The sequence below is a fragment of the Collinsella sp. TM06-3 genome, from assembly GCF_003436395.1.
GTDB lineage: Bacteria > Actinomycetota > Coriobacteriia > Coriobacteriales > Coriobacteriaceae > Collinsella.
Genome location: NZ_QSPG01000018.1, coordinates 15,303 through 42,059 on the forward strand (window position 1 = coordinate 15,303; position 26,757 = coordinate 42,059).

At 59.4% G+C, this 26,757-nt stretch carries 22 protein-coding genes; all 22 read left to right on the forward strand.

The window, feature by feature from the left end:
* The first annotated feature begins 6 nt into the window (after positions 1 to 6).
* The 22 genes from uvrC to DXD56_RS07640 all read left to right on the forward strand — a co-directional run bounded on the left by uvrC (position 7) and on the right by DXD56_RS07640 (position 26,229).
* Positions 7 to 1,947 (forward strand): excinuclease ABC subunit UvrC, encoded by a 1,941-nt coding sequence (uvrC, locus tag DXD56_RS07535; protein WP_369832597.1) that lies wholly within the window; start codon positions 7 to 9, stop codon positions 1,945 to 1,947.
* Positions 1,948 to 2,312: 365 nt separating this feature from the next.
* The gene (locus DXD56_RS07540; RefSeq protein WP_035138897.1) at positions 2,313 to 3,926 is read left to right on the forward strand and encodes an ABC transporter substrate-binding protein; all 1,614 of its coding nucleotides are present in this window, start codon (positions 2,313 to 2,315) and stop codon (positions 3,924 to 3,926) included.
* Between the two features lie 157 nt (positions 3,927 to 4,083).
* Positions 4,084 to 5,040, forward strand: a complete 957-nt coding sequence (locus DXD56_RS07545) for an ABC transporter permease (RefSeq protein ID WP_035138896.1) — start codon at positions 4,084 to 4,086, stop codon at positions 5,038 to 5,040.
* A 3-nt stretch (positions 5,041 to 5,043) separates the two neighbouring features.
* Positions 5,044 to 7,059, forward strand: coding sequence for a dipeptide/oligopeptide/nickel ABC transporter permease/ATP-binding protein (locus tag DXD56_RS07550; RefSeq protein ID WP_117640777.1), 2,016 nt, complete (start codon positions 5,044 to 5,046; stop codon positions 7,057 to 7,059).
* Positions 7,060 to 7,887 carry an ABC transporter ATP-binding protein gene (locus DXD56_RS07555; RefSeq protein WP_117635937.1) on the forward strand — a complete coding sequence of 276 codons (828 nt, stop codon included), beginning with the start codon at positions 7,060 to 7,062 and terminating at the stop codon, positions 7,885 to 7,887. It abuts the gene before it with no gap.
* Positions 7,888 to 7,967: 80 nt separating this feature from the next.
* Entirely contained in the window at positions 7,968 to 8,945 is a 978-nt protein-coding gene (locus DXD56_RS07560) for an acetylxylan esterase (protein ID WP_117640778.1), read from the forward strand.
* Positions 8,938 to 9,789: an acetylxylan esterase gene (locus tag DXD56_RS07565; protein ID WP_117640779.1), complete on the forward strand. Its 852-nt coding sequence runs from the start codon at positions 8,938 to 8,940 to the stop codon at positions 9,787 to 9,789. Before DXD56_RS07560 ends, DXD56_RS07565 begins: the two co-directional genes overlap by 8 nt.
* A 68-nt stretch (positions 9,790 to 9,857) precedes the next feature.
* On the forward strand, positions 9,858 to 10,778 hold the full coding sequence (locus DXD56_RS07570) for a dihydrodipicolinate synthase family protein (RefSeq protein ID WP_089573615.1): 921 nt from the start codon (positions 9,858 to 9,860) through the stop codon (positions 10,776 to 10,778).
* A 172-nt stretch (positions 10,779 to 10,950) separates the two neighbouring features.
* Entirely contained in the window at positions 10,951 to 11,916 is a 966-nt protein-coding gene (locus DXD56_RS07575) for an ROK family protein (RefSeq protein WP_117640780.1), read from the forward strand.
* Positions 11,917 to 12,056: 140 nt separating this feature from the next.
* Positions 12,057 to 12,743 carry an N-acetylmannosamine-6-phosphate 2-epimerase gene (locus tag DXD56_RS07580; RefSeq protein ID WP_022094877.1) on the forward strand — a complete coding sequence of 229 codons (687 nt, stop codon included), beginning with the start codon at positions 12,057 to 12,059 and terminating at the stop codon, positions 12,741 to 12,743.
* Between the two features lie 101 nt (positions 12,744 to 12,844).
* Positions 12,845 to 13,765, forward strand: coding sequence for an RNase adapter RapZ (gene rapZ / locus DXD56_RS07585; protein WP_022094878.1), 921 nt, complete (start codon positions 12,845 to 12,847; stop codon positions 13,763 to 13,765).
* 6 nt (positions 13,766 to 13,771) lie between these two features.
* Positions 13,772 to 14,701 (forward strand): DNA-binding protein WhiA, encoded by a 930-nt coding sequence (whiA, locus tag DXD56_RS07590; RefSeq protein WP_117640781.1) that lies wholly within the window; start codon positions 13,772 to 13,774, stop codon positions 14,699 to 14,701.
* Positions 14,702 to 14,894: 193 nt separating this feature from the next.
* On the forward strand, positions 14,895 to 15,920 hold the full coding sequence (gene gap, locus DXD56_RS07595) for a type I glyceraldehyde-3-phosphate dehydrogenase (protein ID WP_099431436.1): 1,026 nt from the start codon (positions 14,895 to 14,897) through the stop codon (positions 15,918 to 15,920).
* A 140-nt stretch (positions 15,921 to 16,060) separates the two neighbouring features.
* Positions 16,061 to 17,251, forward strand: a complete 1,191-nt coding sequence (pgk, locus tag DXD56_RS07600) for a phosphoglycerate kinase (RefSeq protein WP_117564871.1) — start codon at positions 16,061 to 16,063, stop codon at positions 17,249 to 17,251.
* The gene (gene tpiA / locus DXD56_RS07605) at positions 17,244 to 18,011 is read left to right on the forward strand and encodes a triose-phosphate isomerase (RefSeq protein WP_089572945.1); all 768 of its coding nucleotides are present in this window, start codon (positions 17,244 to 17,246) and stop codon (positions 18,009 to 18,011) included. The genes pgk and tpiA overlap by 8 nt, the downstream gene beginning before the upstream one ends.
* Before the next feature lie 5 nt (positions 18,012 to 18,016).
* On the forward strand, positions 18,017 to 19,573 hold the full coding sequence (gene gpmI, locus DXD56_RS07610; RefSeq protein WP_117640782.1) for a 2,3-bisphosphoglycerate-independent phosphoglycerate mutase: 1,557 nt from the start codon (positions 18,017 to 18,019) through the stop codon (positions 19,571 to 19,573).
* Positions 19,574 to 19,736: 163 nt separating this feature from the next.
* On the forward strand, positions 19,737 to 19,991 hold the full coding sequence (secG, locus tag DXD56_RS07615; protein ID WP_006236144.1) for a preprotein translocase subunit SecG: 255 nt from the start codon (positions 19,737 to 19,739) through the stop codon (positions 19,989 to 19,991).
* Positions 19,992 to 20,284: 293 nt separating this feature from the next.
* Complete coding sequence (locus DXD56_RS07620; protein ID WP_233524962.1) at positions 20,285 to 21,961, forward strand: ABC transporter substrate-binding protein; 1,677 nt, start codon at positions 20,285 to 20,287, stop codon at positions 21,959 to 21,961.
* Positions 21,962 to 22,118: 157 nt separating this feature from the next.
* Complete coding sequence (locus tag DXD56_RS07625) at positions 22,119 to 23,156, forward strand: ABC transporter permease (protein WP_117640784.1); 1,038 nt, start codon at positions 22,119 to 22,121, stop codon at positions 23,154 to 23,156.
* Positions 23,157 to 23,170: 14 nt separating this feature from the next.
* Complete coding sequence (locus tag DXD56_RS07630) at positions 23,171 to 24,106, forward strand: ABC transporter permease (protein WP_117640785.1); 936 nt, start codon at positions 23,171 to 23,173, stop codon at positions 24,104 to 24,106.
* A 2-nt stretch (positions 24,107 to 24,108) separates the two neighbouring features.
* Positions 24,109 to 25,200 (forward strand): ABC transporter ATP-binding protein, encoded by a 1,092-nt coding sequence (locus tag DXD56_RS07635; RefSeq protein WP_117640786.1) that lies wholly within the window; start codon positions 24,109 to 24,111, stop codon positions 25,198 to 25,200.
* Positions 25,201 to 26,229: an ABC transporter ATP-binding protein gene (locus tag DXD56_RS07640; protein ID WP_117564866.1), complete on the forward strand. Its 1,029-nt coding sequence runs from the start codon at positions 25,201 to 25,203 to the stop codon at positions 26,227 to 26,229.
* The last annotated feature ends 528 nt before the right edge of the window (positions 26,230 to 26,757 follow it).

A 26,757-nucleotide genomic window follows, 5' to 3' on the forward strand; every position in this document is an offset into this window, starting at 1 on the left:
GTGCGCGTGGCCGGTCACGACAACATTCCAACGCTTGCCGAGCAGGTTTCGCGCGTTCCCACGCAGCCCGGCTGCTACCTTTGGAAAGACGCCAAGGGCGATGTCATCTACGTGGGCAAGGCGAAAAACCTGCGCGCCCGTATGCGTCAGTACGTGACGCTGCAGGACGAGCGCCAGAAGATCCCGCTGATGATGCAGCTGGTGGCGAGCTTTGACTATATCGTGGTGGAGACCGAGCACGAGGCGTTGGTGCTCGAGCGCAATTTGATTGGTCAGTACCATCCGTACTTTAACGTCGACCTCAAGGATGACAAGAGCTACCCCTTTATCGCCATTACAAAGGGCGACCTGTATCCCGCTATCAAATACACGCGTGAGCGTCATAAGCCGGGAACGCGCTATTTTGGACCTTATACCGATAGCCGCGCGGCACGTGAGACGATAGATACGCTGCGCAAGGTTATCCCCATCTGCTCCGCATCCTGTGCGGAGTGGCGTCGTTGTCGCCGTATCGTCGAGTCCCACAAGGGCGAGGAAGACATCGTCAATATGATTTGCGCGCAAAACGGGCGCCCCTGCTTTGACTACCATGTCGGGCGCGGCCCGGGTGCGTGTGTCGGCGTGATTTCCCCGGCAGACTATGCCAAGAACGTCAAGCGTGTCGAGCGCTTTTTGTCGGGCCATCGCAAGGATGTCGTCGATGAGCTGACCTCCGAGATGACGGATGCCGCTGAGGCGCTCGACTTTGAGCGCGCGGCACGCGTCAAACGTCGTTTGGAGGTCATCAGGGGTCTGGACGATCGTCAGCAAGTCGTTTTTCCCTCCAGTGTCGATATAGATGTCATCGGTTTCTATCGCGAGGAGACCATCTCCGCCGCTTGCGTCTTCGTCGTTCGCGAGGGCCGAACAGTTCGCACCTGCGAGTTCATTCTCGACAAGGGTCTTGATGTTGACGAGGAAGAGCTCCAGTCGGGCTTTCTTAAGCGCTATTACGACGAGACGGCTGATATTCCAGCTGAGGTCAACCTTTCCGTCGATCTTGAGGATGCGGAAGCGCTGGGGGAGTGGCTTGCGGGCAAGCGTGAGCGTTCCTGCCATCTCCATAGGCCGCAGCGTGGCGAAAAGCACCGTCTGCTCGATATGGCATCCAAAAATGCGCGCCATGCCCTCATGCGCTACATGATGCGAACGGGGTACGCTGACGACCGCACCAATCAAGCGCTCCTGGAGCTCGAAAGTGCGTTGGCGCTGCCATCGCCGCCGTTGCGTATCGAGTGCTTCGATATCTCTACACTGCATGGCACCTTTACGGTCGCCTCGATGGTGGTGTTTACCAACGGGCGCGCCGACAAGAGTCAGTATCGTCGTTTTAAAATTCAGGCCGAATTGGACGAGGCAAACGACTTCGTGTCGATGTCCGAGGTTTTGGGACGACGTTATGCTCCCGAGCGCATGGCCGACGAGCGCTTTGGCTCGCGCCCCGATTTGCTCGTTGTCGATGGCGGTAAGCCGCAATTGACCGCTGCGATCAAGCAACTTGAGGCTCTTGGGCTCGATATACCAGTTTGTGGCTTGGCAAAGGCCGATGAGGAGGTTTTCGTGCCTTGGGACGAGACTCCCGTCGTGCTGCCGACCGGGTCCGCGTCGCTCTATCTAATTAAACAGGTGCGCGATGAATCGCACCGTTTTGCCATCACGTTCCATCGCGAATTGCGCGATAAAGCCATGACGGTTTCGGTACTCGATGACGTTCCAGGCGTGGGACCCACCAGAAAACGTGCCCTTATGCGCCATTTTGGCTCGATGAAGCGTTTGCGCGCGGCGAGCGAGCAAGAGATCGCGGAAGTTCGAGGCATTCCTGCCGATGTCGCCAAAGCGGTTCACGAGGCGCTCGTTGCATGGAATGCCGAGCGCGCCGAGGCGGCGGCAAAGCAATCCGAAAACTAAACACGCCTCAAAACAACTGATATACATGATTGCGTGATTTTCAATCATTTATTTCACGGCGATTACCAGCCGATTTCGGGTTTAATTAACGCTAAAACGTTTGACTAGCCATGGTGAACAACCCTGCTATCCTGCGGGTTGACGAAGACTGATATCTCACCTCGTCGATACATACTGTCTGGCGAATCGTTTGTCAATGAATTCGGTGAACGGTAGCAAATACCGTTCAAGCGTATGTATGTATCGGTCGCCGAGCGCGGCACCTCAGTTGGGTTCGTCGGTAGGTAAGGTATATATCGTCCGCAAGTTGCGCGGGGGCACGTCTAGGCGCTCCCGGGTAAGATTCTCTATTGATAGGAGAAGACATGGCCATCATCAACAAGGGTATGTCCAGGCGTTCGTTCCTCGGCCTCACCGGCAGCGTCGCTGCTGTCGCAGGGCTTGGTCTCACCGGCTGCGGTGGCAGCTCTAGCGACGAGGGTTCCGCTTCCGGTTCCACCGATTCCGCCAACCGTGGCGGCGGCGTGATCACCGCTGGTTCCGCTTACGCTCCGTCCAGCTTCGATCCCGCCAGCACCGGCTCCGCTGTGGGCCTGGGTGCTAACTGGCACGTCGTCGAGGGCCTCTACGGCATCGATTACCACGACTACAGCACCTTCAACGAGCTCGCCACCGACGATCCCAAGTCTGTGGACGACACCACTTTCGAGGTCACCATCCGCAAGGGCGCCAAGTTTTCCGATGGCACCGAGGTCACCGCTGACGATGTCGTTGCCTCCTACACCGCTTGCGCCGCTTCCGCTACCTATGCTCCGTTCTTCCAGCCCTTCGAGTCCATCGAGGCCAAGGACGCCAGCACCGTGACGGTCAAGACCAAGGTGCCCAACTTCTCCCTGCTCAAGGATCGTCTGGCCATCGTCCGCGTTACCCCGGCCACCCAGACCGAGGAGGATCGCGCCAAGCAGCCGATCGGCTCCGGCCCCTGGATGTACGACTCTATCTCCGATACCGAGATCACCCTGGTTCCCAACCCCGAGTACAACGGTGAGTATGCTGCCGAGGATAAGAAGATCCAGTACAGCATCCTGACCGACCCCACCGCTCGCGTTACCGCTCAGCAGGAGGGCTCCACGCTCGTTATGGAGCTCGTTACCGCTGACGCCGTCGACCAGCTCGAGAGCGCCGGCTGCAAGATCGATAACGTTCAGGGTTTCGGCACCCGCTTCATCATGTTCAACGTCGCCAAGGAGCCTTGGAACAACGTCAAGGTCCGTCAGGCTGTCATGTATGCGCTCGACACCGAGAAGATGGTCAGCAACACCTTCGCCGGCCTTGCCACCGCTGCCAGCTGCTACCTGCCCAAGAGCTTCACCAACTATCATGAGGCTTCCACGGTGTACAAGACCGACGCCAAGAAGGCTAAGAAGCTCATCGAGGAGTCTGGCATCACCCCGGGTGCCATCACCCTGCGCACCACCGACAACGAGCAGATTAAGGGCATGGCCGCCCAGGTCAAGAACGACCTCGACGCTCTCGGCTTCGATGTGACCATCCAGACCGATACCTCGCCGGCCACCTACGCTGCCATCGACGGCGGCGAGGCCTACGATATCCTCCTTGCCCCTGGCGATCCTTCCTGCTTCGGCGCCGACCCCGACCTGCTGCTCAACTGGTGGTACGGCGACAACGTCTGGATGCAGACCCGTTGCCCGTGGAAGGAGTCCGCTGAGTGGCAGAAGCTCCACGGTCTCATGGACGAGGCTCTTGCCGCTGAGGGCGACGAGCAGCAGAAGAAGTGGAACGAGTGCTTCGACATCATTGCCGACAACGCCGTTCTGTACCCCGTTGTCCACGTCAAGACCGTCTCCGCTTCCTGGGACGATCCGTCCACTGCGCCCAACGGCGAGGCCCTCGATGGCTTCAAGGGCATCGGCACGACGAGCATGTCCTTCAGGGGCGTTGCGACCGTCAAGGCGTAAGACTCGCTTGAGTCTGTATGCAGGATGTCGGCCGTTGGGACCGCATCCTCATAGTTGAAACAAAGACCCGGGCGGCAACGATGTCGCTCGGGTCTTGTAATGAGTATCCGTACTCATATACCAGTTGGTCCTACCGACAAAAGAAAGGGGAGAGAACGTGAACAACTTGCTACGTTTGATTGGAAGGCGTCTTGTGGCGCTGCCGATCATGGCATTGGGCGTCACCGTCCTGGTGTTCTTCCTTATGTCGTTCTCCAAGACCGACCCCGCCTACACGGCGTTGGGTGACGGTGCCTCGCCCGAGGCGGTTGCCGAGTACCATGAGAAGTATGGTCTGGACGACCCCTGGCCCGTGCGCTACGTGCGCTATATGGGCGATTTGATCCATGGCGACATGGGCACCTATGGTGCTGCTCGCAACTCCGTTGCCAAGCGCATCTCCACGGCCCTGCCCGTCACGATGCAGCTGACCTTCATCGGTCTTGCCATCGGTGCGGTCGTTTCGTTTTTGCTCGGCGTCATCGCGGCACTGTATCGCGACAAATGGCCGGACCAAGTGATCCGCGTCTTCTCCATCGCCGGCTTGGCAACCCCGTCGTTCTGGCTTGCCGTTCTGTTGATCCTGCTGTTCTCTTCCTACCTTAAGGTGCTCCCGGCATCGGGTGCTCTGCCTCACTTCACCACGAATCCGGTTGGCTATCTGGGACGTATGATTATGCCCGCTATCGCCTTGGCATTTCCGCTGACGGGCCAGATGACTCGTATCGTGCGTACCGCCATGGTCGAGGAGCTCGACAAGGATTATGTCCGTATGGCTCGCGGCGCCGGCGTTCCCGAGAAGGTCGTCGTCGGCATCAACGTTCTTCGCAATGCGCTGATCACCCCGGTCACCACCCTCGGTCTTAAGATCGGTTACCTCATGGGCGGCGCCGTCGTCATCGAGGTTATCTTCAACCTCCCCGGCATGGGCACCGCGATTCTGCAGGGCGTTCAGGGCAACGAGGCGAACCTGGTTCAGGGCGTCGTCATCGTCGTTGCTCTTGCCTTCATCATCATCAACATCGTGGTTGACATGCTCTACCTGCTCATCAACCCGCGCATCAGGACGGTGTAGATTATGGTAAAGATTCGAGAGAAGCAAACCGAGCAGCTCGAGAAGGCTGCCTCTAAGGGGCTCAAGCTCGGTGGCTGGAAGAAGATGACGCTGTCTTCTAAGATTGCAGCCGTCGTGCTGGTGCTGGTCGCCCTGACTGCGATTCTGGCGCCCCTTCTTGCCCCCTATAGCCCGGTCGAGATCTTTACGGCTCGCCAGGCTCCCGGCAACGGATTTATCTTCGGTACCGACGATAAGGGTCGCGACATTCTGTCGCGTATGCTCTACGGTGGTCGTTACTCGCTGATTATCGGCTTTGGCGCCACTGCCATGGCTCTGGTCTGCGGCTCGGTCGTGGGCGCCCTTGCAGCGGTTTCGCGCAAGGCCGTCTCCGAGACGATCATGCGTATCTTGGACATCATCATGTCCATCCCGGGCATCGCCCTCGCGGCCGTCTTCGTCTCCATCCTGGGTAACTCCGTGCCGTCGATCATCTTCGCCATCGGCTTTATGTACACTCCGCAGATTGCCCGTATCGTGCGCGCCAACATCGTGTCCGAGTACGGCGAGGACTATGTCCGCGCGGTCATCGTTTCCGGCGCCAAGGCTCCGTTGATTTTGATCAAGCATGTTCTGCGTAACTGCATCGCCCCGATCATGGTCTTCACCGTTACCCTGGTCGCCGACGCCATTATCTTCGAGGCCTCGCTGACCTTCATCGGCGCTGGTATCCAGGAGCCCACCGCTACCTGGGGCAACATCCTCGCCGACGCCCGCGGCGGCGTGCTCGCCGGCCGCTGGTGGCAGGCGCTGTTCCCGGGCCTGGCCATCATGATCACCTGCCTGGCGCTCAACATCCTCTCCGAGGGCATTACCGACGCCATGGCCGCTGCTCCCTCCGCCGCCCTGGATCCGACCGATTCCTCCAAGCGTCGCGAGGCCGACCTGCTGGTCTCCGACCCCGTTCGCGCCTACAAGGAGCAGGCCCAGTCCCTCTCCGCTCGTCTTGGCGCCCTGCGCGATGTCGAGCTCAAGCGTGACGATCGCCATGTGCCCGACGAGTCTGTCGAACCGATTCTCTCGGTCCGTGACTTCTGCATTCAGTTTGAGCATCACGGTGATATTAACGTCGTCGACCATGTCAACTTTGACGTCCGTCCTGGTCAGACCATGGGCCTGGTGGGCGAGTCCGGTTGCGGTAAGTCCATCACCACGCTGGCCATCATGGGCCTGACCGATGAGGACGAGCACCTTTCCGGCGAGGTCCTCTGGGAGGGCCGTGACCTGCTCAAGATGAGTAAGAAGGAGTGGTTCGGCCTGCGCGGTACCGATATCGCTATGGTCTATCAGGACGCCCTGTCCTCGCTCAACCCCTCCATGCTCATCTCTGCCCAGATGAAGCAGCTCACTAAGCGCGGCGGAACCCGCAGCGCCGAGGAGCTTCTGGAGCTCGTCGGCCTCGATCCCAAGCGCACGCTCGAGAGCTATCCGCACGAGCTTTCCGGCGGCCAGCGTCAGCGTGTCCTGATCGCTATGGCCCTTACCCGCGACCCCAAGCTGGTCATCTGCGACGAGCCCACGACCGCTCTGGACGTTACCGTCCAGAAGCAGGTCATCAAGCTGCTCAACGATCTTCAGGCCAAACTCGGCTTTGCCATGATCTTCGTTTCGCACGACCTGGCGCTGGTCGCCGAGGTCGCCCACAACATCACGGTTATGTACGCTGGCCAGGTTATCGAGCAGGCGCCCACCAAGGAGCTGCTCACCAACCCGATTCACGAGTACACCCGCGGTCTTCTGGGTTCCGTTCTGTCCATCGAGAGCGGTTCGGGCCGCCTGCACCAGGTGCCTGGCGCCGTTCCGAGCCCGCGCGATTTCCCCAAGGGCGATCGCTTCGCGCCCCGCTCGAGCCATCCGCGTATTGGCCTGGACACCCGTCCGGTCTTCAAGCGCGTGCCCGGCACCGAGCACTTCTATTCCGAGCTCCCCGACGAGGTGCTCAAGGCAAATGGTTTGACCCCTCACGCGGAGGTGATGTAGATGAGCGAGACCGCAGTCAACGGCGTCGAGCCGATCATCTTCCTTGATGACGTCCACGTCACCTTTAGGACCCGTACCGGCTCGATTCTGCACCCCAACCTGGTTCACGCCGTCCAGGGTGTAACGATTAAGCTCATGCCCGGTCAGACGATCGGCATCGTCGGCGAGTCCGGTTGCGGTAAGTCCACCACCGCCAACGTCATGTGCGGCCTGCAGGCCCCCACGAGCGGCAAGGTCTACTTTAAGGGCAAGGACGTTACCAAGCGTACCGCCGAGGACCGTCGCCACATGGGTCGCGTCATCTCGGTCGTGTTCCAGAACCCGGCCACGGCGCTCAACCCCCGCATGGTCGTTCGCGAGCAGCTGCTCGACCCCATGCGCGTCCACAACCTGGGTACCGAGGCCGAGCAGGAGGAGCGCGTCAAGGAACTCTTGGAGCTCACCGGTCTGCCCAGCTCCGCTGCCGAGGTTCTTCCCGGCCAGCTTTCGGGCGGCCAGCGCCAGCGCGTCGCAATTGCCCGTGCCCTGTCGCTGAACCCCGATGCCATCATTGCCGACGAGCCCACCTCGGCTCTGGACGTTTCGGTCCGCGCGCAGATTCTGAACCTGCTGACCGACCTTAAGAAGGAGCTCGGCCTGGCCATGGTGTTCATCAGCCATGACATCCAGACGGTCCGCTATATCTCTGACGACATCATCGTTATGAATGGCGGCAAGATCGTCGAGCAGGGCGAGGCCAAGCAGGTCTTCCAGCACCCCCAGGACCCCTACACCAAGATGCTGCTCGGCGCTGCGCCGTCGCTGCTGCATCCCAAGCTCGGCGAGTAGCCTCGCTTTCCCTCCCGTGCGCCCGGTTCCCTTGCCGGGCGCACCTCCGTTGCGTTTTCGAAAGGTTGGGTTCACGAGCCATGCCAAGTGCTCAGGAGCTACAACATCAATTTGGTGAATATCGAGGCGCCATGCCCCGTCCATCAGATTTCGATCTCTTTTGGAATGACCGCATGGCCGAGGCCGATGCCGTCGAGCTCGACTATGCGATCGAGGCGGCATCGGTCACCGATGCCGTGACCTGCCAGCTTTTCGACCTCTGGTATACCGGCATGTGTGGCGCTCGCCTGCATGCCAAGTACCTTAAACCCGTCTCGGACGAGCCCGTGCCATTGGTACTTCAGTTCCATGGGTATCCGGGTGCAAGCCGCAGCTGGTTTGAGCAGGCGTCGTTTGCGGGCATGGGCATGGCGCTCATCGCCCTCGACTGCCCCGGCCAAGGAGGTCCCTCCGAGGACATTGGTGGATTTGAGGGCACAACGGTCGCGGGCCATATCGTCGCCGGTATCGACGGTGATCCGGCCAACCTCTACTATGTCCGCTTGCACCAAGATATTCGCATCCTGTGCCGCATCGTTCGCGAGCTCGAGGGCATCGATCTTGCCCGTGTGTTTGTGAACGGCGCGTCGCAGGGCGGCGGTTTGGGCATTGCGACCTGTGCACTTAACAGCGAGCTTATCAATCGCGCCGCCATCCTCTATCCCTTCCTGTCGGATTTCCGCCTGGTCTGGGATTTGGATGCCGACGACATTGCCTACGAGGGCCTGCGCTATTGGTCTCGCTGGTTTGACGAGGACTCGACTCGTATCGACGAAGCCTATGCCAAGCTGGCGCACTTCGATTCCAAGAACTTTGCCCCTATGGTCAAATGCCCCGTGCTGTTTGGCACCGGCACAGCCGATACCGTCTGTCCGCCAGCGACGCAGTTTGCGGTCTATAACAACCTGACCTGTGAAAAGCGTCATGAGTTCTTTGAAGGCTTTGGCCACGAGGAGATTCAGGATTTTGACGATCTGATCATTCCGTTTTTCTGCAAGGGAGGGAAGGCTCATGTCTAAGTGCGAGAGCAATGTCGGCGAGCTGATTGTCCCCGACCTTGTGGGGATTCCCGGAACGGTTTCGTCAAGGCTCTCTGAATATCGGGACTGGCACGGTGATGTTCAGGCAGATGTTTCTGATTTGGAGACATGTGCGATGGATCTTGAGATTCAAGGCCTGGCCATTACGGCGATCGATTTCGCCAATCCGTATGCCCGCTACTCCGAGGTTTCCTTTGAGCTTGGTGGCGATGTGGTCCACGCACGTTTGATCGAGCCTGCCGGTCGCGCCCGAGCATCCGAGCTTGTGCCGCTATGTCTGATGTTTCACGACATCGACCGACCCGTGCGGGGATGGCATCACATGACGAGGTTTGCGGCCATGGGATATGCCGTGCTTGCGCTGGACGATGAGGCGATTGGACCCAGCGATCTGCGGCAGGGGATTACCTCGCCCGCTTTTGTCAGGCGCGTCCGTTGGGGCTGCGCGTTGGCGGAGGTCGCGCGCAATCTTGATGGCATGGACCCCGAACGCATCTTTGCATGGGGCGAGGGTCTTGGCGGCGGAGTCGCGCTGGCGGTTTCTGCTCTGGACGAGCGGGGCCTCGCCCGCACGGCGGTTGCCAATCCGCTTCCTGGCGGCCTCGAGGTGCTGTCGTCTCGGGTGCGCGGATCGGTGCTCATGGGCACATCGCTTATGGATACCGTGAGCGATCCCAAGGATCAGTTTGCCGTATTCAACGGTCTTGAGTGTGACCGGAGGCATATCATCTATGCAAAATACGCTCACGAGCGCATCAATGCGTTCGAAAACGAAGTCGTAGACTTTTTTAACCAAACGTTCTACTCGTGTTCTTTGGCCTAGACGGCCTGGACACTGCCAACAAGAGTGGGTGGCATAGGGCCGCCCGCCAGACAACTAAGGAGATTTTTGTGGCAACTCAGAAATTCACCGGCGTTATCCCTCCCGTCGTTGTTCCCGATACCGAAGATCATCAGCTCGATGTTGCCTCCTTTGAGCGCAGCATCAACCGCATGATCGATGCCGGCGTCGATGGCCTGTTCTTCTTGGGCTCTTCGGGTGAGGTCGTTTTCTCCACCGACGAGCGTCGTCGCCAGATCATCGCCGAGGCCGTCCGCATCGTCGACCACCGCGTGCCTGTTCTGGTCGGCATCATCGATACCGAGACCGAGCGCATGATTGAGCACGGCAAGGTCGCTCAGGAGCTGGGCGCCGATGCCCTCGTCGCCACCTGCCCGTTCTATGCCCTGCAGGGCATGACCGAGGTCGAGGAGCACTTCCGCATCCTGCACGAGGAGCTTGACCTGCCCATCTTTGCCTATGACATTCCCGTCTGCGTTCACACCAAGCTCCCCTGGAAGCTCCTTGCCAAGCTCGGCGCCGAGGGCGTCCTTGCTGGCGTCAAGGATTCCTCGGGTGATGACATCTCGTTCCGCTACCTCGTTCAGGAGAACGAGAAGAACGGCCATCCGATGAGCATCCTCACCGGCCACGAGGTTGTTGTCGACGGCGCTTACCTCGGTGGCGCCGACGGCTCTGTCCCGGGTCTCGCCAACGTTGAGCCCGAGGGCTACGTTCGTCAGTGGAAGGCCGCTCAGGCTGGTGACTGGGCTACCGTCAAGGCCGAGCAGGATCGCCTCAATGAGATTTCGCACATCTGGGATGTCACCTCGGGCGTCCAGGGCTATGCCGGTGGCGTCGGCGCCTTCAAGACCGCTATGAACCTCATGGGTATCTTCGACAGCCCGACCATGCCGCGCCCGGTGAAGGCCATGACCGGCGAGAACGTCGAGGCTATTAGGAAGGTCCTCCAGGACAACGGCCTCCTGTAAAGCTTTCCCAGGCACCCGACCTCGCCGTTCAACCGTGTGGCCATGACTATTAGGTCAATGGCCACACGGTTTCTCGGCGATCTTGGGCACCTGGATAACCTTTACTGCGCTGTGACGGCTAGCCTGACGGCGCATTTCCTATAGTTGTTTTTTATCTCCGAAGGAGAGCGACATGGAGAACAAGTACGTCTGTTCTGTCGATATCGGCGGAACTAAGATCGCGACTGCCATCATGGAGTACGCGGCTGACGGTAGTGTGCCCCATCCCGTTTTTGAGGCCGAGGTTCCCACCGAGGCCCAAGAGGGCGGCGAGGCCGTCTTCCAGCGTATCGAGGCGTCCATCAAGGCTGCTCTCGAGGCGAATCCCGATGTCGAGGTCCTTGGCGTCGGTGTCGGTGCCGCCGGCGTCGTCGATCCCAAGACGGGCGCCATCGCGTATGCCAACGAGATCATGCCCGGCTGGTCCGGCGTTCAGTTGGGGCCGCGTCTGCGCGAGGATCTCGGTCTTCCCGTTGCCGTTGTAGGCGACGTGCAGGCTCATGCTCTGGGCGAGGCCCACTGGGGCGTCGGCAAGGGCAAGTTCTCCGTCTTGTGTCTTGGCATCGGTACGGGCATCGGCGGCGCATATGTCGAGAACGGGCGCGTGATGCAGGGCTTCCATGGTGCTGCTGGCCATATGGGCCACATCGAGTGCTCGGCTGCCGCCGGCATTCCCTGCGCCTGCGGGCGTTCCGGCCATCTGGAGTCGGTTGCTTCGGGCACTTCCATTGGTCGTATGTACGATGAGCGCTTTGGCCGTGTCGACCCCAGCCGTCCTTCGGTCGGTCGCGATGTGAACGACCTGTGCCGTGCAGGCGACGCAAAGGCGACCGAGGTCATCCATGATGCCGGCTTTGCGTTGGGTGCCAGCTTGGGCTCGCTCGCTAACATCCTGGACCCTGAGGTCATCGTGCTTTCGGGCGGCGTGATTCACCAAGGTCCCGATTGGCGTTCGCAGACGTGGAAGGATTCGGTGCACGAGGGCTATGCCAGCCAGGCGCTCGATCCGCTTCAGGACACGCCGATCCTCATCGGTTCTCTGGAGGGCGATGCTCCGCTCATCGGTGCCGCTGAGCATCTTCTTGCCTCGTTGAAGTAAACATAACTACCAAGTGCGCCTTCTGAGGTGCCGCAGATTGACGTGAAAGAGGAGCGAAGCGTACTTCGGTACGCGAGCGACGGTTTGAACGTCAAGGTGCGGTGTCTCAGAAGGCTGTTTTGAGAAAGGTTGAGTCGAACATGACCGTTGATCCTTTGATCCAGTCCCTGAAGGGCAAGCTCGTCGTGAGCGTTCAGGCGTATATGGGCGAGCCGCTTCGTACGCCCGAGACCATGGCTCAAATGTCTCGCGCTTGCGAGCTTGGCGGCGCCGCCGCCATTCGCTGTCAGGGCCTTGCCGACATTGCCGCCATTAAGGGTCGCTGTGAGGTTCCTGTTATCGGCCTGTGGAAGGATGGGCACGAGGGCGTTTACATCACGCCGACGCTGCGTCACGCTCGCGCCTGCGTTGCCGCGGGTGCCGATATCGTGGCGATCGATGCCACCGATCGTCCGCGTCCCGATGGCAAGACCGTCGAGGACACCTTCCGTCCGCTGCACGAGGAGGGTGTGCTCCTGATGGCGGATTGTGCCACCATCGAGGACATTCGCCGTGCGGTTGATATGGGCTTTGACCTGGTATCCACCACGCTTTCTCACGGCGTCGCCGCCATCGACTGCACCATGGCCGATGGCCCCGACCTGCCACTCCTGCGTCAGGCGACCGAGGAATTCCCCGGTCTTCCCATCATCTGCGAGGGCCGCGTGCACACGCCCGAGGAGGCTCGCGCTGCGATCGATGCTGGCGCCTGGGCAGTTGTCGTGGGCACTGCCATCACGCACCCCACGAGTATTACGAGTTGGTTCAAGGCTGCGCTTGAGGCGTAAGACAGGCCTCGTATCCGCTCGGGGCGGTATACTCAATATAGGCAATTGACCGCGCGGGATCCGGGTTGCTGGGTCCCGCGCTTGTTTTTGGGAGGCAGCACATGCAAAAGGGAGATGCCATGGATGCGGCGGAGCGCTCGGAGCGCATCCCCGATATCGTCATCATCACCGGAATGTCCGGATCGGGCCGCACACAGGCCATGCACGTGTTCGAGGACATGGGCTATTTTTGCATTGATAACCTGCCTCCGCGTCTCATCGCCCAGCTTGCCGAGCTCGTCGGCATCAATACGGGCGTGGGCAGGCATCTCGCCGTCACCTGCGATTTGCGTAGCCAGGGACTGTTTGACGAGTTGCTCGATGCGGTCGCCGCGCTCGAAGAGCGCGAGATGAGCTGCGACATCGTGTTCCTGGAGGCTTCTGACGAGGTGCTGATTCGTCGCTACAGCGAAAATCGCCGCCGTCATCCCATTGCCAAGCCGGGGGAGACTACGGCCGATGCCATTCAGCGCGAGCGCCTTCAGCTGCAGGGCGTGCGCGATCGAGCCGATATGATTATCGACACGAGTCGTCTGCGCACCTCTGCGCTGCGCAACAAGCTACGTATGGCATTTTCCGAGCTGTCCGACCAACAGCTCATGGACGTCCATGTGTTCTCGTTTGGCTTTAAGCACGGCATGCCCGTCGAGGCGGACATTATGATCGACGTCCGCTTCCTGCCCAATCCGTTTTACGATCCCGAGATGCGCACGATGACCGGTCTCGATAAAAAGGTCTCCGATTTTGTTCTGGACCACCCCAAGACGCAGGAGTTTTGGAAGGCTTGGACACAGCTGCTCGATACGGTGATGCCGGGCTATATCGCGGAGGGTAAGCCGCAGCTTTCTATCGCCATCGGCTGCACGGGCGGACAGCACCGTAGCGTCGCCATTGCCGAGGCCACGGCCCGTTACCTGGAAGGCGCCCAGTATCACGTGAGCATCTCCCACCGCGACCTGTCGCGCGCCAACACGAAGGCATAGGCCTGCATGTCGTTCACCGCTGAGGTGCGCGACGAGCTTGCGCGCTGCGAACCCGAATGTGAATACTGCGATTTGTCGACGCTTGCCGCCCTGACGCGTGTGAGCGGTACGCTTTCGTTGGCCGGCTCCGGGCGGTTTCGTTTGACGGTCGCGACCGAGACGGGAGCCGTCGCGCGCACGATGATCACGCTGACGCATCGCATCCTTAAGCTCAAAACGGAATTCACCGTTCGTAAATCGGTCTTGCATAAGGTCCGTAACTATCTCATTACCCTGCCCGATCAACCCGACTTGGACAAGGCTCTGGTGCTGCTGGGCATTCTAGACCGCAGAGGAGGGCTCGTCGCTGGTGTTCCCCGACACATCGTTGCCCGTCCCTGCTGCAGGCTTGCCTACATCCGCGGCGCGCTCATCGCGGGCGGCTTCGTGGCCGATCCACGCGGCGATTTTCATTTGGAGATCGCGGTGCAGGGCGAGCAATATGCCAAGGGGCTTTGCGACCTGTTGGGGCAGATTGGGGTCCATGCTCGTGTTAATGCGCGGCGGGGGTCATATGCCGTGTACATTAAGAGCGCCGAGGAAATCGAGCATTTATTAAAGCTGATTGGTGCCAAGCGCAGCGTTGCCGAGATTGAGGAGGCGCGCGCGGTCAAGTTGGTTAAGAACGATGTGAACCGTCGCGTGAACGCCGAGCTCGCCAACCAGACCAGAAGCGCCGGTGCTGCCCAACATCAGCTTGCGCTTATCGATGAGCTCGAGCAGCGCGGCCTTCGCGATGCGCTTCCGGATGCCTTGGCGGTCTTTTGCGACCTGCGCGAGCGCTATCCCGATCTGTCGCTGCGTGATTTAGGGGAGATGGTTGACCCTCCCTTGTCGAAGTCGGCCCTCTACCATCGAGTTTTGAGGCTTGAAAAGCTCATTGAAGCAAACCGGTAGTTTAAAGTATCGACTTATATACGGATTTAGCTGCTATTTTATTCTTTAAAACGTTTTAACGTAAATTTGATTTTCAATTTCGACTATTCTCGTGAAATTCAAGTCAAAAAAAAGGTATATTAGGCGAGTGGTTAGTTTGTGGGCCTCAACGGCGGGCGCTGTAGCTTGCGGGGGCCTTACGAAAGGAGACACAATGGCAGTAAAGGTTGCTATTAACGGCTTCGGTCGCATCGGTCGTCTGGCTTTCCGTCAGATGTTCGGTCATGAGGGCTCCGAGATCGTCGCTATCAACGACCTCACCTCTCCCGATATGCTCGCTTACCTGCTGAAGTACGACTCCACGCAGGGCAACTACGCTCGCGATCACGAGGTCGTTGCTGGCGAGGATTCCATCACCGTTGACGGCAAGGAGATCAAGATCTACAAGGAGGCCGACGCCAACAACCTGCCTTGGGGCGACCTCGACGTCGACGTCGTTCTCGAGTGCACCGGCTTCTACACCAGCAAGGCTAAGGCTCAGGCCCACATCAACGCTGGCGCCAAGAAGGTCGTCATCTCCGCTCCGGCCGGCAGCGATCTGCCCACCATCGTGTACAACGTCAACCACGAGACGCTGACCGCTGAGGACAACATCATCTCCGCTGCTTCCTGCACCACCAACTGCCTCGCCCCGATGGCCAAGGGTCTGAACGACTTCGCTCCCATCGTGTCCGGCATCATGACCACCATTCACGCCTGGACCGGCGACCAGATGCCGCTCGACGGCCCGCAGCGCAAGGGCAACAAGCGTCGTAGCCGCGCCTGCGCCGTCAACATCGTCCCCAACACCACCGGTGCTGCCAAGGCTATCGGCCTGGTTCTCCCCGAGCTCAACGGTAAGCTCATCGGTGCCGCCCAGCGCGTCCCGACGCCGACCGGCTCCATCACCAACCTCTACGCTGTCGTTGACAAGAAGGTCACCGTCGACGAGGTCAACGCCGCTATGAAGGCCTACGCTTCCACCATCTCCGAGACCTTCGGTTACAACGAGGACGATATCGTCTCCACCGACATCATCGGCGAGACCCACGGCTCCATCTTCGACGCCACTCAGACCATGTGCTCTGACCTCGGCAACGGCCAGACCCTCGTTCAGGTCACCTCTTGGTACGACAACGAGAACTCCTACACCTCTCAGATGGTCCGCACCATCAAGTACTTCGAGAAGTTCGTTGCTTAATTTAGCTTTTAGCGAATAGCTCGTTGAGCGTCTAAAGAAGGGCGCGGCCTCATAGGGCTTACACCCTAGGGTCGCGCCCTTTTTATAGGAAATCGTCTGCCGTAATGGGAGGCAGACACGTACGAAAGGTAGAAGCAAACATGGCCTTTACCAAGAAGACCGTCCGCGACATCGATGTCGACGGCAAGCGCGTTCTCGTCCGCGTTGACTTCAACGTGCCTATCAAGGATGGCGTCGTTGGCGATACCACCCGCATCAAGGCTGCCCTGCCCACCATCAACTACCTCGTTGAGCACAACGCTCGCGTCATCCTCATGAGCCACCTCGGCCGTCCCGATGGCACCGGCTTCCAGCCCGAGCTGTCCCTCGAGCCCGTCGCCAAGAAGCTCGCTGAGCTCTCTGGTCTCGATGTTGCCTTTGTCGCCGACACCTACGGCGAGAAGGCTGCTGAGGCTGTTGCCGCCGTCGAGCCGGGCAAGGTCCTCGTTCTCGAGAACGTCCGTTTTGACAAGCGTGAGAAGAAGAACGATCCCGAGATCGCCAAGAAGCTCGCTTCCTATGGTGACGTCTTCGTTCTCGATGCCTTCGGCACCGCTCACCGCGCCCAGGGTTCCGTCGTGGGCCCCGCCGCTTACCTGCCTGCCGTCGCCGGCTTCCTGCTCGAGAAGGAGGTCGACACGCTGACCGGCATCTTCGCCGAGCCCGAGCGCCCCTTCGTCGCTATCGTCGGCGGTTCCAAGGTTTCCTCCAAGATCGGCGTTCTCGATCACCTCATCGACTCCGCTGATACCCTGATCATCGGTGGCGGCATGGCCTACACCTTCTTCCTGGCTCAGGGTCTGACCGTCGGTCAGTCCCTCAAGGAAGAGGACTGGGTCGAGCGCGCCGGCGAGATGCTCAAGAAGGCCGAGGAGAAGGGCGTCAAGATCCTGCTCCCCATCGACAACCGCGTTGCCGATCACTTTGGCGAGGACGCTGTCCCCGAGGTTGTCGCTTCCGACGCTATCCCCGACGATCGTGAGGGCATGGACATCGGCCCCAAGACCGAGGAGCTCTACGCCGAGGCCGTCAAGGGCGCCAAGACCGTGTTCTGGAACGGCCCCATGGGCGTCTTCGAGTTCGACAACTTCGCTCACGGCACCCAGGCTATCGCCGAGGCCGTCGCCGAGGCCGACTGCACCTCGATCATCGGCGGTGGTGACTCTGTCGCGGCTGTCAACAAGTTCAACCTGGCCGACAAGATGAGCTGGATCTCCACCGGTGGTGGCGCTTCCATGGAGCTCGTCGAGGGTAAGGCCCTGCCCGGAGTGGAGGCGCTTCTCGATGCCTAATCGCACCCTTCTTATCGCTGGTAACTGGAAGATGAACAACGACGTCGCCGAGGCCGCCAAGCTCGCCGACGAGCTGGCTCAGGCTCTGCCCGAGGTTCCGGCTGGCGTCGAGGTGCTCGTCTGCCCTCCGACCATTGACATCACCACGGTTCATGACCGTATTCAGGCTGCCCCCATCGCCCTCGGTGCTCAGAACGTGTACTGGGAGGCCAAGGGTGCCTTCACCGGTGAGTCCTCTTGCGACATGCTCAAGTCCGCTGGCTGCACCTACTGCATCATCGGTCACTCCGAGCGTCGCGACTACTTCCACGAGACCGACGAGGATCAGAACAAGAAGGCCAAGGCCCTCGTTGCCGCCGGTCTTGTTCCCGTCTTCTGCTGCGGCGAGTCCCTCGAGGTCCGCGAGGCTGGCACCTATGTCGAGCACGTCGTGAACCAGGTCAAGGCTGGCCTTGCTGGTCTTGAGATCACCTGCCCCAAGCAGGTCGTCGTCGCCTACGAGCCCATCTGGGCCATCGGCACCGGAAAGACCGCTACCGCTGAGGACGCCCAGGAGGTCTGCGGCGCTATCCGTGAGACCCTCAAGGAGATGTTTGGCGAGGAGCTCGCCGACGGTATCCGCGTCCTGTACGGTGGTTCCGCTAAGCCCGGCAACATTGCCGAGCTCGTCGCCAAGCCCGACGTTGACGGCGCCCTCGTGGGCGGCGCTTCGCTCAAGGCTGCCGACTTCGCCTCTATGGTCGTCAAGGCAGGCGAGTAGGACATATGGCACAGCGTCATCTTCCTGCACTCCTGATCATCATGGATGGCTGCGGCCTTGCTCCGGCCGATGGCGAGAACGCCGTCGCCGCTGCCAAGACGCCCTTCCTTGATAGCCTGTACGCTCAGTATCCCCACACCACGCTCGGTGCTTCGGGCGAGGACGTGGGCCTTCCCGACGGTCAGATGGGCAACTCCGAGGTAGGCCACCTCAACATCGGTGCCGGCCGCATCGTGTTCCAGGAGCTTTCGCGCATCAACAATGCCATCAAGGACGGCTCCATCGCCAAGAACGAGGTCTTCGTCAAGGCCATGGACGATGTCAAGGCCGAAGGCAAGACTCTCCACCTCATGGGCCTTATGAGCCCTGGCGGTGTTCATTCTCACATGAACCACGTCGAGGCTCTGGTCAAGATGGCTGCCCAGCATGGCGTCAAGACCGTTCGCGTCCACGCCTTTATGGATGGCCGTGACGTCGACCCGCAGTCCGGTGCCGGCTACATGAGTGAGTTCTGCGCCTTCCTGGCTAAGATCTCCGAGGAGACCGGTTGCGACGCTCGCGTTGCCACCGTTTCGGGCCGCTATTGGGCCATGGACCGCGACAACCGTTGGGAGCGCATCCAGCGCGCCTACGACGTCATGGTCAACGCGTCCGATGCCGATACCGATCCCGTTGCCGGTATCAAGGCCTACTACGAGAAGGATCCGCGCGGCGACGAGTTCGTCGAGCCCTTCGCTGCCCACAACGAGGGTATCCACGAGGGCGACGCGGCCATCTTCTTCAACTTCCGTCCCGACCGCGCTCGTCAGATGACCCGCGTGTTCACGGACAAGGAGTTCGACGGCTTTGAGCGCGAGCAGATCAAGCTTTCGCACTTTGTGACGATGACCGAGTACGATCCGACGTTTGACGTCGAGGTCGCCTTCCCCAAGACGTTCCCCGAGAACGTTCTGGCCGACGTTATCGCCGCCAATGGCCTCAAGCAGCTGCACACCGCCGAGACCGAGAAGTACGCCCACGTGACGTTCTTCCTCAACGGCGGCATCGAGGAGCCCAAGGAGGGCGAGGAGCGCGTGCTCGTCGCTTCCCCCAAGGTCGCTACCTACGATCTGCAGCCTGAGATGAGCGCTCCCGAGGTTACCGAGAAGCTCGTCGCCGCAATCAACGAGGATCGCGCTGATTTCTACATCGTGAACTTCGCGAACTGCGACATGGTTGGTCACACCGGTGTCTTCGACGCGGCCGTTAAGGCCGTCGAGGCTGTTGACGATGCTTTGTCCAAGGTTGTCCCGGCGATTCTCGCCAAGGGCGGCTTTGCGCTGATTACCGCCGACCATGGTAACGCCGACCACATGTTTGACGTTGCTTCCGACGGTTCCAAGCATCCGTTTACGGCTCACACCACCAACCGCGTGCCGTTCATCATCGTTGATGAGAAGGCCAAGCTCACCGGTATCGAGGACGGCCGTCTTTCCGATATCGCTCCGACCATGCTCACCATGGCTGGTATTGAGCCTTCCGCCGAGATGACGGGTCGCGTGCTCGCCACCGAGGCCTACTAGAAAACAAATATCGTTTTCTAGTAAGGGGGTTGTCCACAACTGGACGACCCCCTTTTTTTGGTATTTCTGCCATTTCTACCCCGTCCCTAAATGGCAGGTGGGGGAGTGTTGGGGGTTGTGGTACAGTACTGGAGTTTGAATTGTTCTATTAAGGAGCTTATCTATGGGTCCGTTCCAGATTCTTCTGTTTGTCGTTTGGGCTGTTTCTGCTGTGGCACTGACGATTCTCGTTCTGATGCATTCCGGTAAGGGTACCGGCGTTTCGGATATGATCGCTAGCTCGCTGTATAACTCCAGCTCTGCCACGGGCGTCATGGAGCAGAACCTCGATCGCCTGACGGTAATTATGGCCGTCGTTTTTGCCGTGTGTGTCGTTCTGTGCATGTTCTTCTTCCCGCAGGGCATCGTCGGCTACTAAGCATCGGCGTTTATACGTTTGTAAAGGGTCCCGTATGTGCGGGGCCCTTTTTGTTTACAGACTTGTAACAGAGTCAAAATATCCCCACATACTTCGCCCAACTAAAGAAATTCTCGACCGTTAACCGGAATTAGCCCCAAATCGTGCATAAAATGCGCTACTGTATTGCAAAACGTTGGTCTGTTGTGCATAACCAGCCATAGCAGCGGGCGGCGTTTTGATGGTTCGGATCGGATTGTCTCGACATATGTCCGACTGAACATTTCTTTGTCCTGTCTCATAAGGAGGATGGCATGGCTGATTCTATGTTCCACCAGCCCGTTATGGGTCGTCGCGCCTTTGTTGGCGGCACCCTCGCTGCGAGCTCCATGGCTTTTCTTGCCGCGTGCGGCAAGAAGGGCGGCGACGCTTCCGGATCTGACTCCGGTTCGACGCTGAACTTCTACATCAACAACCCGGTCTGCATCGACCCCTACAACGTCCAGGAGGATCAGGGCACTCAGGTCGAGTACCAGCTCTTCGACGCTCTGACGGAGTACGACCCCGAGAAGGGCGAGATCGTTCCGCTGGCTTGCGAGTCCTTTGAGGCTAACGACGACGCCACCGAGTTCACCTTCAAGATCAAGAAGGCTAAGTTCCACAACGGTGACGACGTTACCTCCAAGTCCTTCAAGCTCGGTTGGGAGCGTCTAGTCAACACCAAGTCGGCCATCGCCACCGAGTATGGTCCTTCCGAGGTCTCCTATCACCTTTCCATGGTTGAGGGCTATGACGATCTGCTTGCCGGCAACGCTACCGAGCTCAGCGGTGTTACTTGCCCCGACGATGAGACCCTCGTCGTCAAGCTGTCTTCCGCTTACGCCGACTTCCCCTTCGTCGCCTCTCACCCGGCTCTGTCCCCGGTTCCCGAGTGCGCCGAGTCCGATGTCAAGAGCTTCTACCTTGCCCCGGTCGGTAACGGCCCGTTCATGATGGACGGTAAGTGGGAGGATGGCCAGGAGATCAACCTCAAGAAGTTCGATGATTACTATGGCGACAAGGCCAAGATCGATGGCATCCACTTCCAGGTCATCAAGGACATGGAGACCGCTTACAAGGAGTTCCAGGCCGGTAACCTCGATGTCTGCGACGTTCCCGTTGCTCAGATCGACGCCGCCAAGAAGGACCGTGGCGAGTCCAAGGACGGCTACACCATGGGTGACGGCGAGCATATGCTGCTCGGTGCCGAGCCTTCCACGTACTATCTGACCTGCAACACCACGGCCGAGCCGTTCAATAACGCCGACCTGCGCAAGGGCATCTCCCTGGCCATCAACCGTGAGGCCATCTGCAAGACCATCTTCAAGGGTACCCGTACCCCCGCCGACGGTATTGTTCCTCCGGGAATCGCCGGCTACAAGGAGGGCGCATGGGAGTTCTGCGCCTATGACGTCGACAAGGCTAACGAGTACCTCGACAAGGTCGCTCCCGCTGGCGCTAACGGCGATCGTGGCATTAGCGTGACCCTTTCCTACAACCAGGACGGTGGTCACAAGGAGATCATGGAGTCCATCATCGGCGACCTCGCCAAGGTTGGCGTTACCGCTGTCTCCGATACCCCTGAGTGGTCTGCCCTGCTCGAGCAGTATCAGAACTTCAACTATCAGTTCGGCCGTCTGGGCTGGATCGCCGATTACCCGATCATGGACAACTTCCTGTACCCGCTGTTCCACTCCGACTCCCTCGGTGGCGACAACCGCTCCGGTTACAGCAACCCCGAGTTCGATGCCGAGGTCGACGAGGCCCGCACCACGGTTGATGACGAGGAGCGCATCGCCAAGATGCGGGAGGCCGACGCCATGGTCGCTGCTGACTGCCCGGTTATCCCGGTGATGTTCTACACGCACACCATCGCTGGCTCTGACCGCGTCAAGCATCTCTATGTTGATCCGCAGAAGCACGCCGATCTGGGTACCGCCGAGCTCGCCTAAGGGTTTTGCAGCTTCCGTGAGGGTCAAGTATTTACGTAGACCTCATGGGAAACATACAGTTCTCCCTAACCTGGGGTAAACTGGCTGATGGTAATTTTGGGATGCCGGTCTGGCGATCGGCATCCCATTTAGGTTAATCCCTAGATAGGGGAGTGGTATGGGTAAGTACATCGTTAAACGTGTGCTTCAGTTCATCCCGGTATTTTTGGGCGTTACGCTGATTCTGTTCGCCCTCCAGAACATCGTGCCGGGAGATCCGATCAAGCTGATCGGTGGAGACAAGGCTCTGTCCCCCGAGGTGGAGCTTCAACTTCGCGTGCGCTATCACCTGGTCCAGGCGGACGAGGACGGCAACGCGATCCTTGACGAGAACGGCGATCCCGTTCAAACGTCGCTCGTGGACCGTTACTTGTATTACATGAACGGCCTGCTTCATGGCGATCTGGGCAATTCGTACCAGCGCAAGCTGCCGGTTACGGAAATCTTTGCCCAGAAGTATCCGTATACGGTCAAACTTGCCGCGTGCGCCATCGTGCTCGAGGCGATCATGGGTATCGGTGCGGGTATCATTTCGGCGGTTAAGCGTTATTCCTTCTGGGATATTTTGGTAACGCTCACCACGTCGATTCTCGTTGCCGTCCCGGCCTTCTGGCTCGGTATGTTGCTGCAGCTGTTCTTTGGCGTCATCCTTAAGGATGCCACCGGCGGTGCATTCTCCATGCCGATCTCGGGTGCCGGCGGTTCCAGCTCTCAGTATCAGGATTGGATGCACTATGTGCTTCCGACCATTACGCTGGCTTCGGTTTCGACCGCTTATGCCGCCCGCATTATGCGCTCGCAGCTGCTTGACGTCATGAACCAGGATTACATCCGTACGGCAAAGGCCAAGGGTCTCTCCAATCGCGCGATCATTATCAAGCATGCGCTTAAGAATGCACTCATCCCCGTCGTTACCTATATTGGTGTCGACTTCGGCGGCATGCTTTCGGGCGCCATCCTGACCGAGACGGTCTTTAACTGGCCCGGCATCGGCTTCGAGGTCTACCGCGCCATTAGCATGCGCGACTGGCCCATCGTTATGGGCGGCGTTACGCTCATTGTTGTCGTCGTTATGGTGATCAACCTGCTCGTCGACATTAGCTATGCATTCCTCGACCCGCGCATCCGCCTTGGCGGTCCGTCGGATAAGGCCTAAGGGAGGTACGTCTCATGCAGGAAACTGATTCTCAGTCTCAGGAGCAGGCTACCGCCACCAAGGCCGCATCTGCTCCCGCCAAGTCCCGCACGCTGTGGGGCGACGCTTTTAAGCGTCTTCGTAAGAACAAGCTCGCCGTTATCGGTGTCTGCTGGATCATCATCGTTGTTGTGGTCGCCCTGACCGCCGATCTGTGGGCTAAGCCCTGGCTCGGTTCGCCGACGGCTTCCGACTCGACCACCATGGCCGAGACGTCGCTGCTGGCTCCGTGTGCCGAGCATCCGTTTGGCACCGACTCTCTTGGTCGTGACATTCTCGTCCGTGTTATCTACGGTGCACGCGTTTCGCTTTCCGTCGGTATTATGGCCACCGCCATCTCTACGGTGATCGGTCTGGTCATGGGCGCCCTGGCCGGTTTCTATGGCGGCATCTGGGATACGATCATCATGCGCTGTGCGGACATCTTCCTGGCGTTCCCGTACGTGCTGTTCGTTGTTGCCATGATTGCCGTTATCGGTCGTGGTCTTCAGAATGTCTTTATCGCCATCGGCATTCTCGGCTGGCCCTCGATTGCCCGTGTCTTCCGATCTGCGATCCTAACGGTCAAAGAGAACGATTATGTTGACGCCGCTCGCGCTATGGGTGCATCCGATGCGCGTATCGTTATGCGCCATATCTTCCCGAACTCCGTTGCTTCTATCGTGGTCTATGCGACCATGAACATTGGCGGCGCTATTCTGACCGAGTCTGCCCTGTCCTTCCTCGGCATGGGCGTTATCCCGCCTACGCCTTCGTGGGGCTCCATGATTCAGGACGGTCAGCAGTATCTTCTGACTGCTCCCTGGATGATGATCATGCCCGGTCTGGCAATTCTCTCGACGGTGCTCGCCTTCACCCTGCTGGGTGACGGTCTGCGCGACGCCCTCGACGTCAAGATGAAGGACGCATAAGGATGAAGAAGAACAAGAACTATGTGGACCTGAGGGACCAGCCGGTTCCCGAGGGCCAGCACCTGCTCGAGGTCGATGACCTTAAGATGTATTTCCACACCGAGGATGGCGTCGTTCGCGCCGTCGACGGTGTGTCCTACACGCTCGATCGCGGTGAGACCCTGGGTGTCGTCGGTGAGTCCGGCTCTGGTAAGTCCGTGACCGCCATGACCATCATGGGCCTCATTTCGATGCCTCCGGGAAAGATCGAGGGCGGCGACGTTCGCTATCGCGGTCGTTCTATCCTCGAAATGACCGAGGAAGAGATGCAGCACATTCGCGGTAACGATATCGCGATGATCTTCCAGGATCCTATGACCTCCTTGAACCCGGTCTATAAGATCGGCAAGCAGGTGGGCGAGGGCCTTCGTCTGCACCGTGGCTATTCCAAGCAGGAGGCGCTCAAGCGCGCTACCGAGCTTTTGGACCTCGTGGGTATCCCCGAGCCCGAGAAGCGCGTCAATGAATATCCGCACCAGTTCTCCGGCGGAATGCGTCAGCGTGTCATGATCGCTATGGCTCTTGCCTGCGACCCCGATATCCTGATTGCCGACGAGCCCACGACTGCCCTGGACGTTACCATTCAGGCTCAGATTATTGAGCTTATGCAGGAGATGCAGGAGAAGAACGGCAACGCCATTATCATGATTACCCATGACCTGGGCGTTGTCGCCGATATGGCCGACAAAATCATGGTTATGTACGCCGGCCGTCCCGTCGAGTTCGGTACTGCTGAGGAAATCTTCTACGAGAGCCGCCATCCCTACACCTGGGGTCTTATTCGCTCCATCCCGGAGCAGGCCATCGATGAGAAGAAGCCGCTGACGCCGATTCACGGCAACCCGCCTTCGCTCATGAACCTGCCCGAGGGCTGCGTCTTCTCTCCTCGCTGCCCCTATGCGACGGACAAGTGCCGCAAGCAGCGCCCCGAGCGCGTTGTTACCGAGTCCGGCCACTATTCTGCGTGCCATTATTCCGGTGACCCCGAGTTCCTCAAGAACGCCCCTGAGACGTCCCGCACGCGCAAGGATTCCAAGAAGGGAGGCGAGGCGTAAATGACAGACAATAACGAGCGCACTCCGCTGCTGAAGGTCGAGCATCTTTCTAAGGAGTTCCCCGCAGAGTCCGGCATGTTCGCCAAGCGTTTTTCCAAGCGCGTCGTCTCTGCTGTGAATGACATTTCGTTCGAGATTTATCCGGGCGAGACCTTTGGCCTGGTCGGCGAGTCTGGTTGCGGTAAGTCCACCACGGGCCGCACCATCATGCGCCTGACGAAGCCGACGGCAGGTAAGGTGTTCTTCCAGGGCAAAGATGTTGCCGAGATGAGCAAGCACGAGATCAAGGATATGCGTCGCGAGATGCAGTTTATCTTCCAGGATCCCTATGCTTCGCTGAACCCTCGTATGACGATTGGTGAGATCGTCTCCGAGCCCATGACCATTCATGGTGTGGGCACCAAGGAAGAGCGTATCGAGCGTGTTCGCGAGCTGCTGGATGTCGTCGGTCTGAACCCCGAGCACATCAACCGCTATCCGCACGAGTTCTCGGGCGGCCAGCGTCAGCGTGTCGGCATCGCCCGCGCTTTTGCGCTGAAGCCCAAGCTGATTATCTGTGACGAGCCGGTATCCGCTTTGGATGTTTCCATTCAGGCCCAGGTTCTGAACCTGCTTAAGGAACTGCAGGACAAGTTTGGTACGGCGTATCTCTTTATCGCCCACGACCTGTCCGTCGTGCAGCACATCTCCGATCGCGTTGCCGTTATGTATCTGGGTAAGATGGTCGAGGTTTCGGATTGGAAGACGCTCTATAGCGAGCCTCACCATCCGTACACGCAGTCGCTGCTGTCTGCCGTGCCGGTGCCCGATCCGGATATCCAGAAGACCCGCAAGCGCATCATTCTCGCTGGCGATCCGCCGTCGCCGCTGGATCCGCCGACCGGTTGCCGTTTCCACACGCGCTGCCCGATCGCGCAGGGCATCTGCTCCGAGAAGCTTCCCGAGTTTAAGGAAGTCGCACCGGGTCACTGCTGCGCCTGCCACTTCGCCGAGCCGTTCCCGATCAAGGAATCGCACATCGACCTGTAGTCGGTTGTTCTCGTCCGGGCCCGCCTGGTGTTACTTTTCAGAACGTCCTCGGACATGTCGGAAGCCCCGCTGCGCGCTACGCGCTGCGGGGCTTCCTCCGTCCTGCGGAATGTTCTGAAAAGCAACACCAGGGCGGGCCCTGCGTTAACGCGGCAGAGGGGAGTGAGATTCCTTGATCGCTCACTTAATCTAATAGGAAAGTTAGTGAGGCCGGAGCTTTGGCTCCGGCCTCCCCATATAAGGGCTCGGCTTTGCCGAGCCACCAAATTTGCATCAGCCCCAGAACATGTTTGAGAACTGTGCCTGGAGTATGTGTTGGTAGGCCCCGAATCGGTGTTGCCTCCCGGCGCATTCCGCAGGGGGAGCGATATTTTGCAGCACGAAGTGCGTAGCAAAATATCGCCCATGCCCGAGGACGCGCCGGGAGGCAACACCGATTCGGGGCCGGGCATACGGATCTACCTGCGCATTTACAAATTTACAAATTCGTGGTTGATTTCCGATCTCAGCCGAACACATTGAGCAAAT

Bases quoted from the DNA above. Each gene is read 5' to 3' on its own strand.
- gpmI (WP_117640782.1), top strand. From the start codon at position 18,017: ATGGCACAGCGTCATCTTCCTGCACTCCTGATCATCATGGATGGCTGC.
- DXD56_RS07635 (WP_117640786.1), top strand. From the start codon at position 24,109: ATGAAGAAGAACAAGAACTATGTGGACCTGAGGGACCAGCCGGTTCCC.
- DXD56_RS07620 (WP_233524962.1), top strand. From the start codon at position 20,285: ATGGCTGATTCTATGTTCCACCAGCCCGTTATGGGTCGTCGCGCCTTT.
- DXD56_RS07550 (WP_117640777.1), top strand. From the start codon at position 5,044: ATGGTAAAGATTCGAGAGAAGCAAACCGAGCAGCTCGAGAAGGCTGCC.
- secG (WP_006236144.1), top strand. From the start codon at position 19,737: ATGGGTCCGTTCCAGATTCTTCTGTTTGTCGTTTGGGCTGTTTCTGCT.
- gap (WP_099431436.1), top strand. From the start codon at position 14,895: ATGGCAGTAAAGGTTGCTATTAACGGCTTCGGTCGCATCGGTCGTCTG.
- DXD56_RS07625 (WP_117640784.1), top strand. From the start codon at position 22,119: ATGGGTAAGTACATCGTTAAACGTGTGCTTCAGTTCATCCCGGTATTT.
- DXD56_RS07560 (WP_117640778.1), top strand. From the start codon at position 7,968: ATGCCAAGTGCTCAGGAGCTACAACATCAATTTGGTGAATATCGAGGC.
- DXD56_RS07565 (WP_117640779.1), top strand. From the start codon at position 8,938: ATGTCTAAGTGCGAGAGCAATGTCGGCGAGCTGATTGTCCCCGACCTT.
- DXD56_RS07630 (WP_117640785.1), top strand. From the start codon at position 23,171: ATGCAGGAAACTGATTCTCAGTCTCAGGAGCAGGCTACCGCCACCAAG.
- DXD56_RS07555 (WP_117635937.1), top strand. From the start codon at position 7,060: ATGAGCGAGACCGCAGTCAACGGCGTCGAGCCGATCATCTTCCTTGAT.
- tpiA (WP_089572945.1), top strand. From the start codon at position 17,244: ATGCCTAATCGCACCCTTCTTATCGCTGGTAACTGGAAGATGAACAAC.
- DXD56_RS07575 (WP_117640780.1), top strand. From the start codon at position 10,951: ATGGAGAACAAGTACGTCTGTTCTGTCGATATCGGCGGAACTAAGATC.
- rapZ (WP_022094878.1), top strand. From the start codon at position 12,845: ATGCAAAAGGGAGATGCCATGGATGCGGCGGAGCGCTCGGAGCGCATC.
- DXD56_RS07580 (WP_022094877.1), top strand. From the start codon at position 12,057: ATGACCGTTGATCCTTTGATCCAGTCCCTGAAGGGCAAGCTCGTCGTG.
- DXD56_RS07640 (WP_117564866.1), top strand. From the start codon at position 25,201: ATGACAGACAATAACGAGCGCACTCCGCTGCTGAAGGTCGAGCATCTT.
- pgk (WP_117564871.1), top strand. From the start codon at position 16,061: ATGGCCTTTACCAAGAAGACCGTCCGCGACATCGATGTCGACGGCAAG.
- DXD56_RS07540 (WP_035138897.1), top strand. From the start codon at position 2,313: ATGGCCATCATCAACAAGGGTATGTCCAGGCGTTCGTTCCTCGGCCTC.
- whiA (WP_117640781.1), top strand. From the start codon at position 13,772: ATGTCGTTCACCGCTGAGGTGCGCGACGAGCTTGCGCGCTGCGAACCC.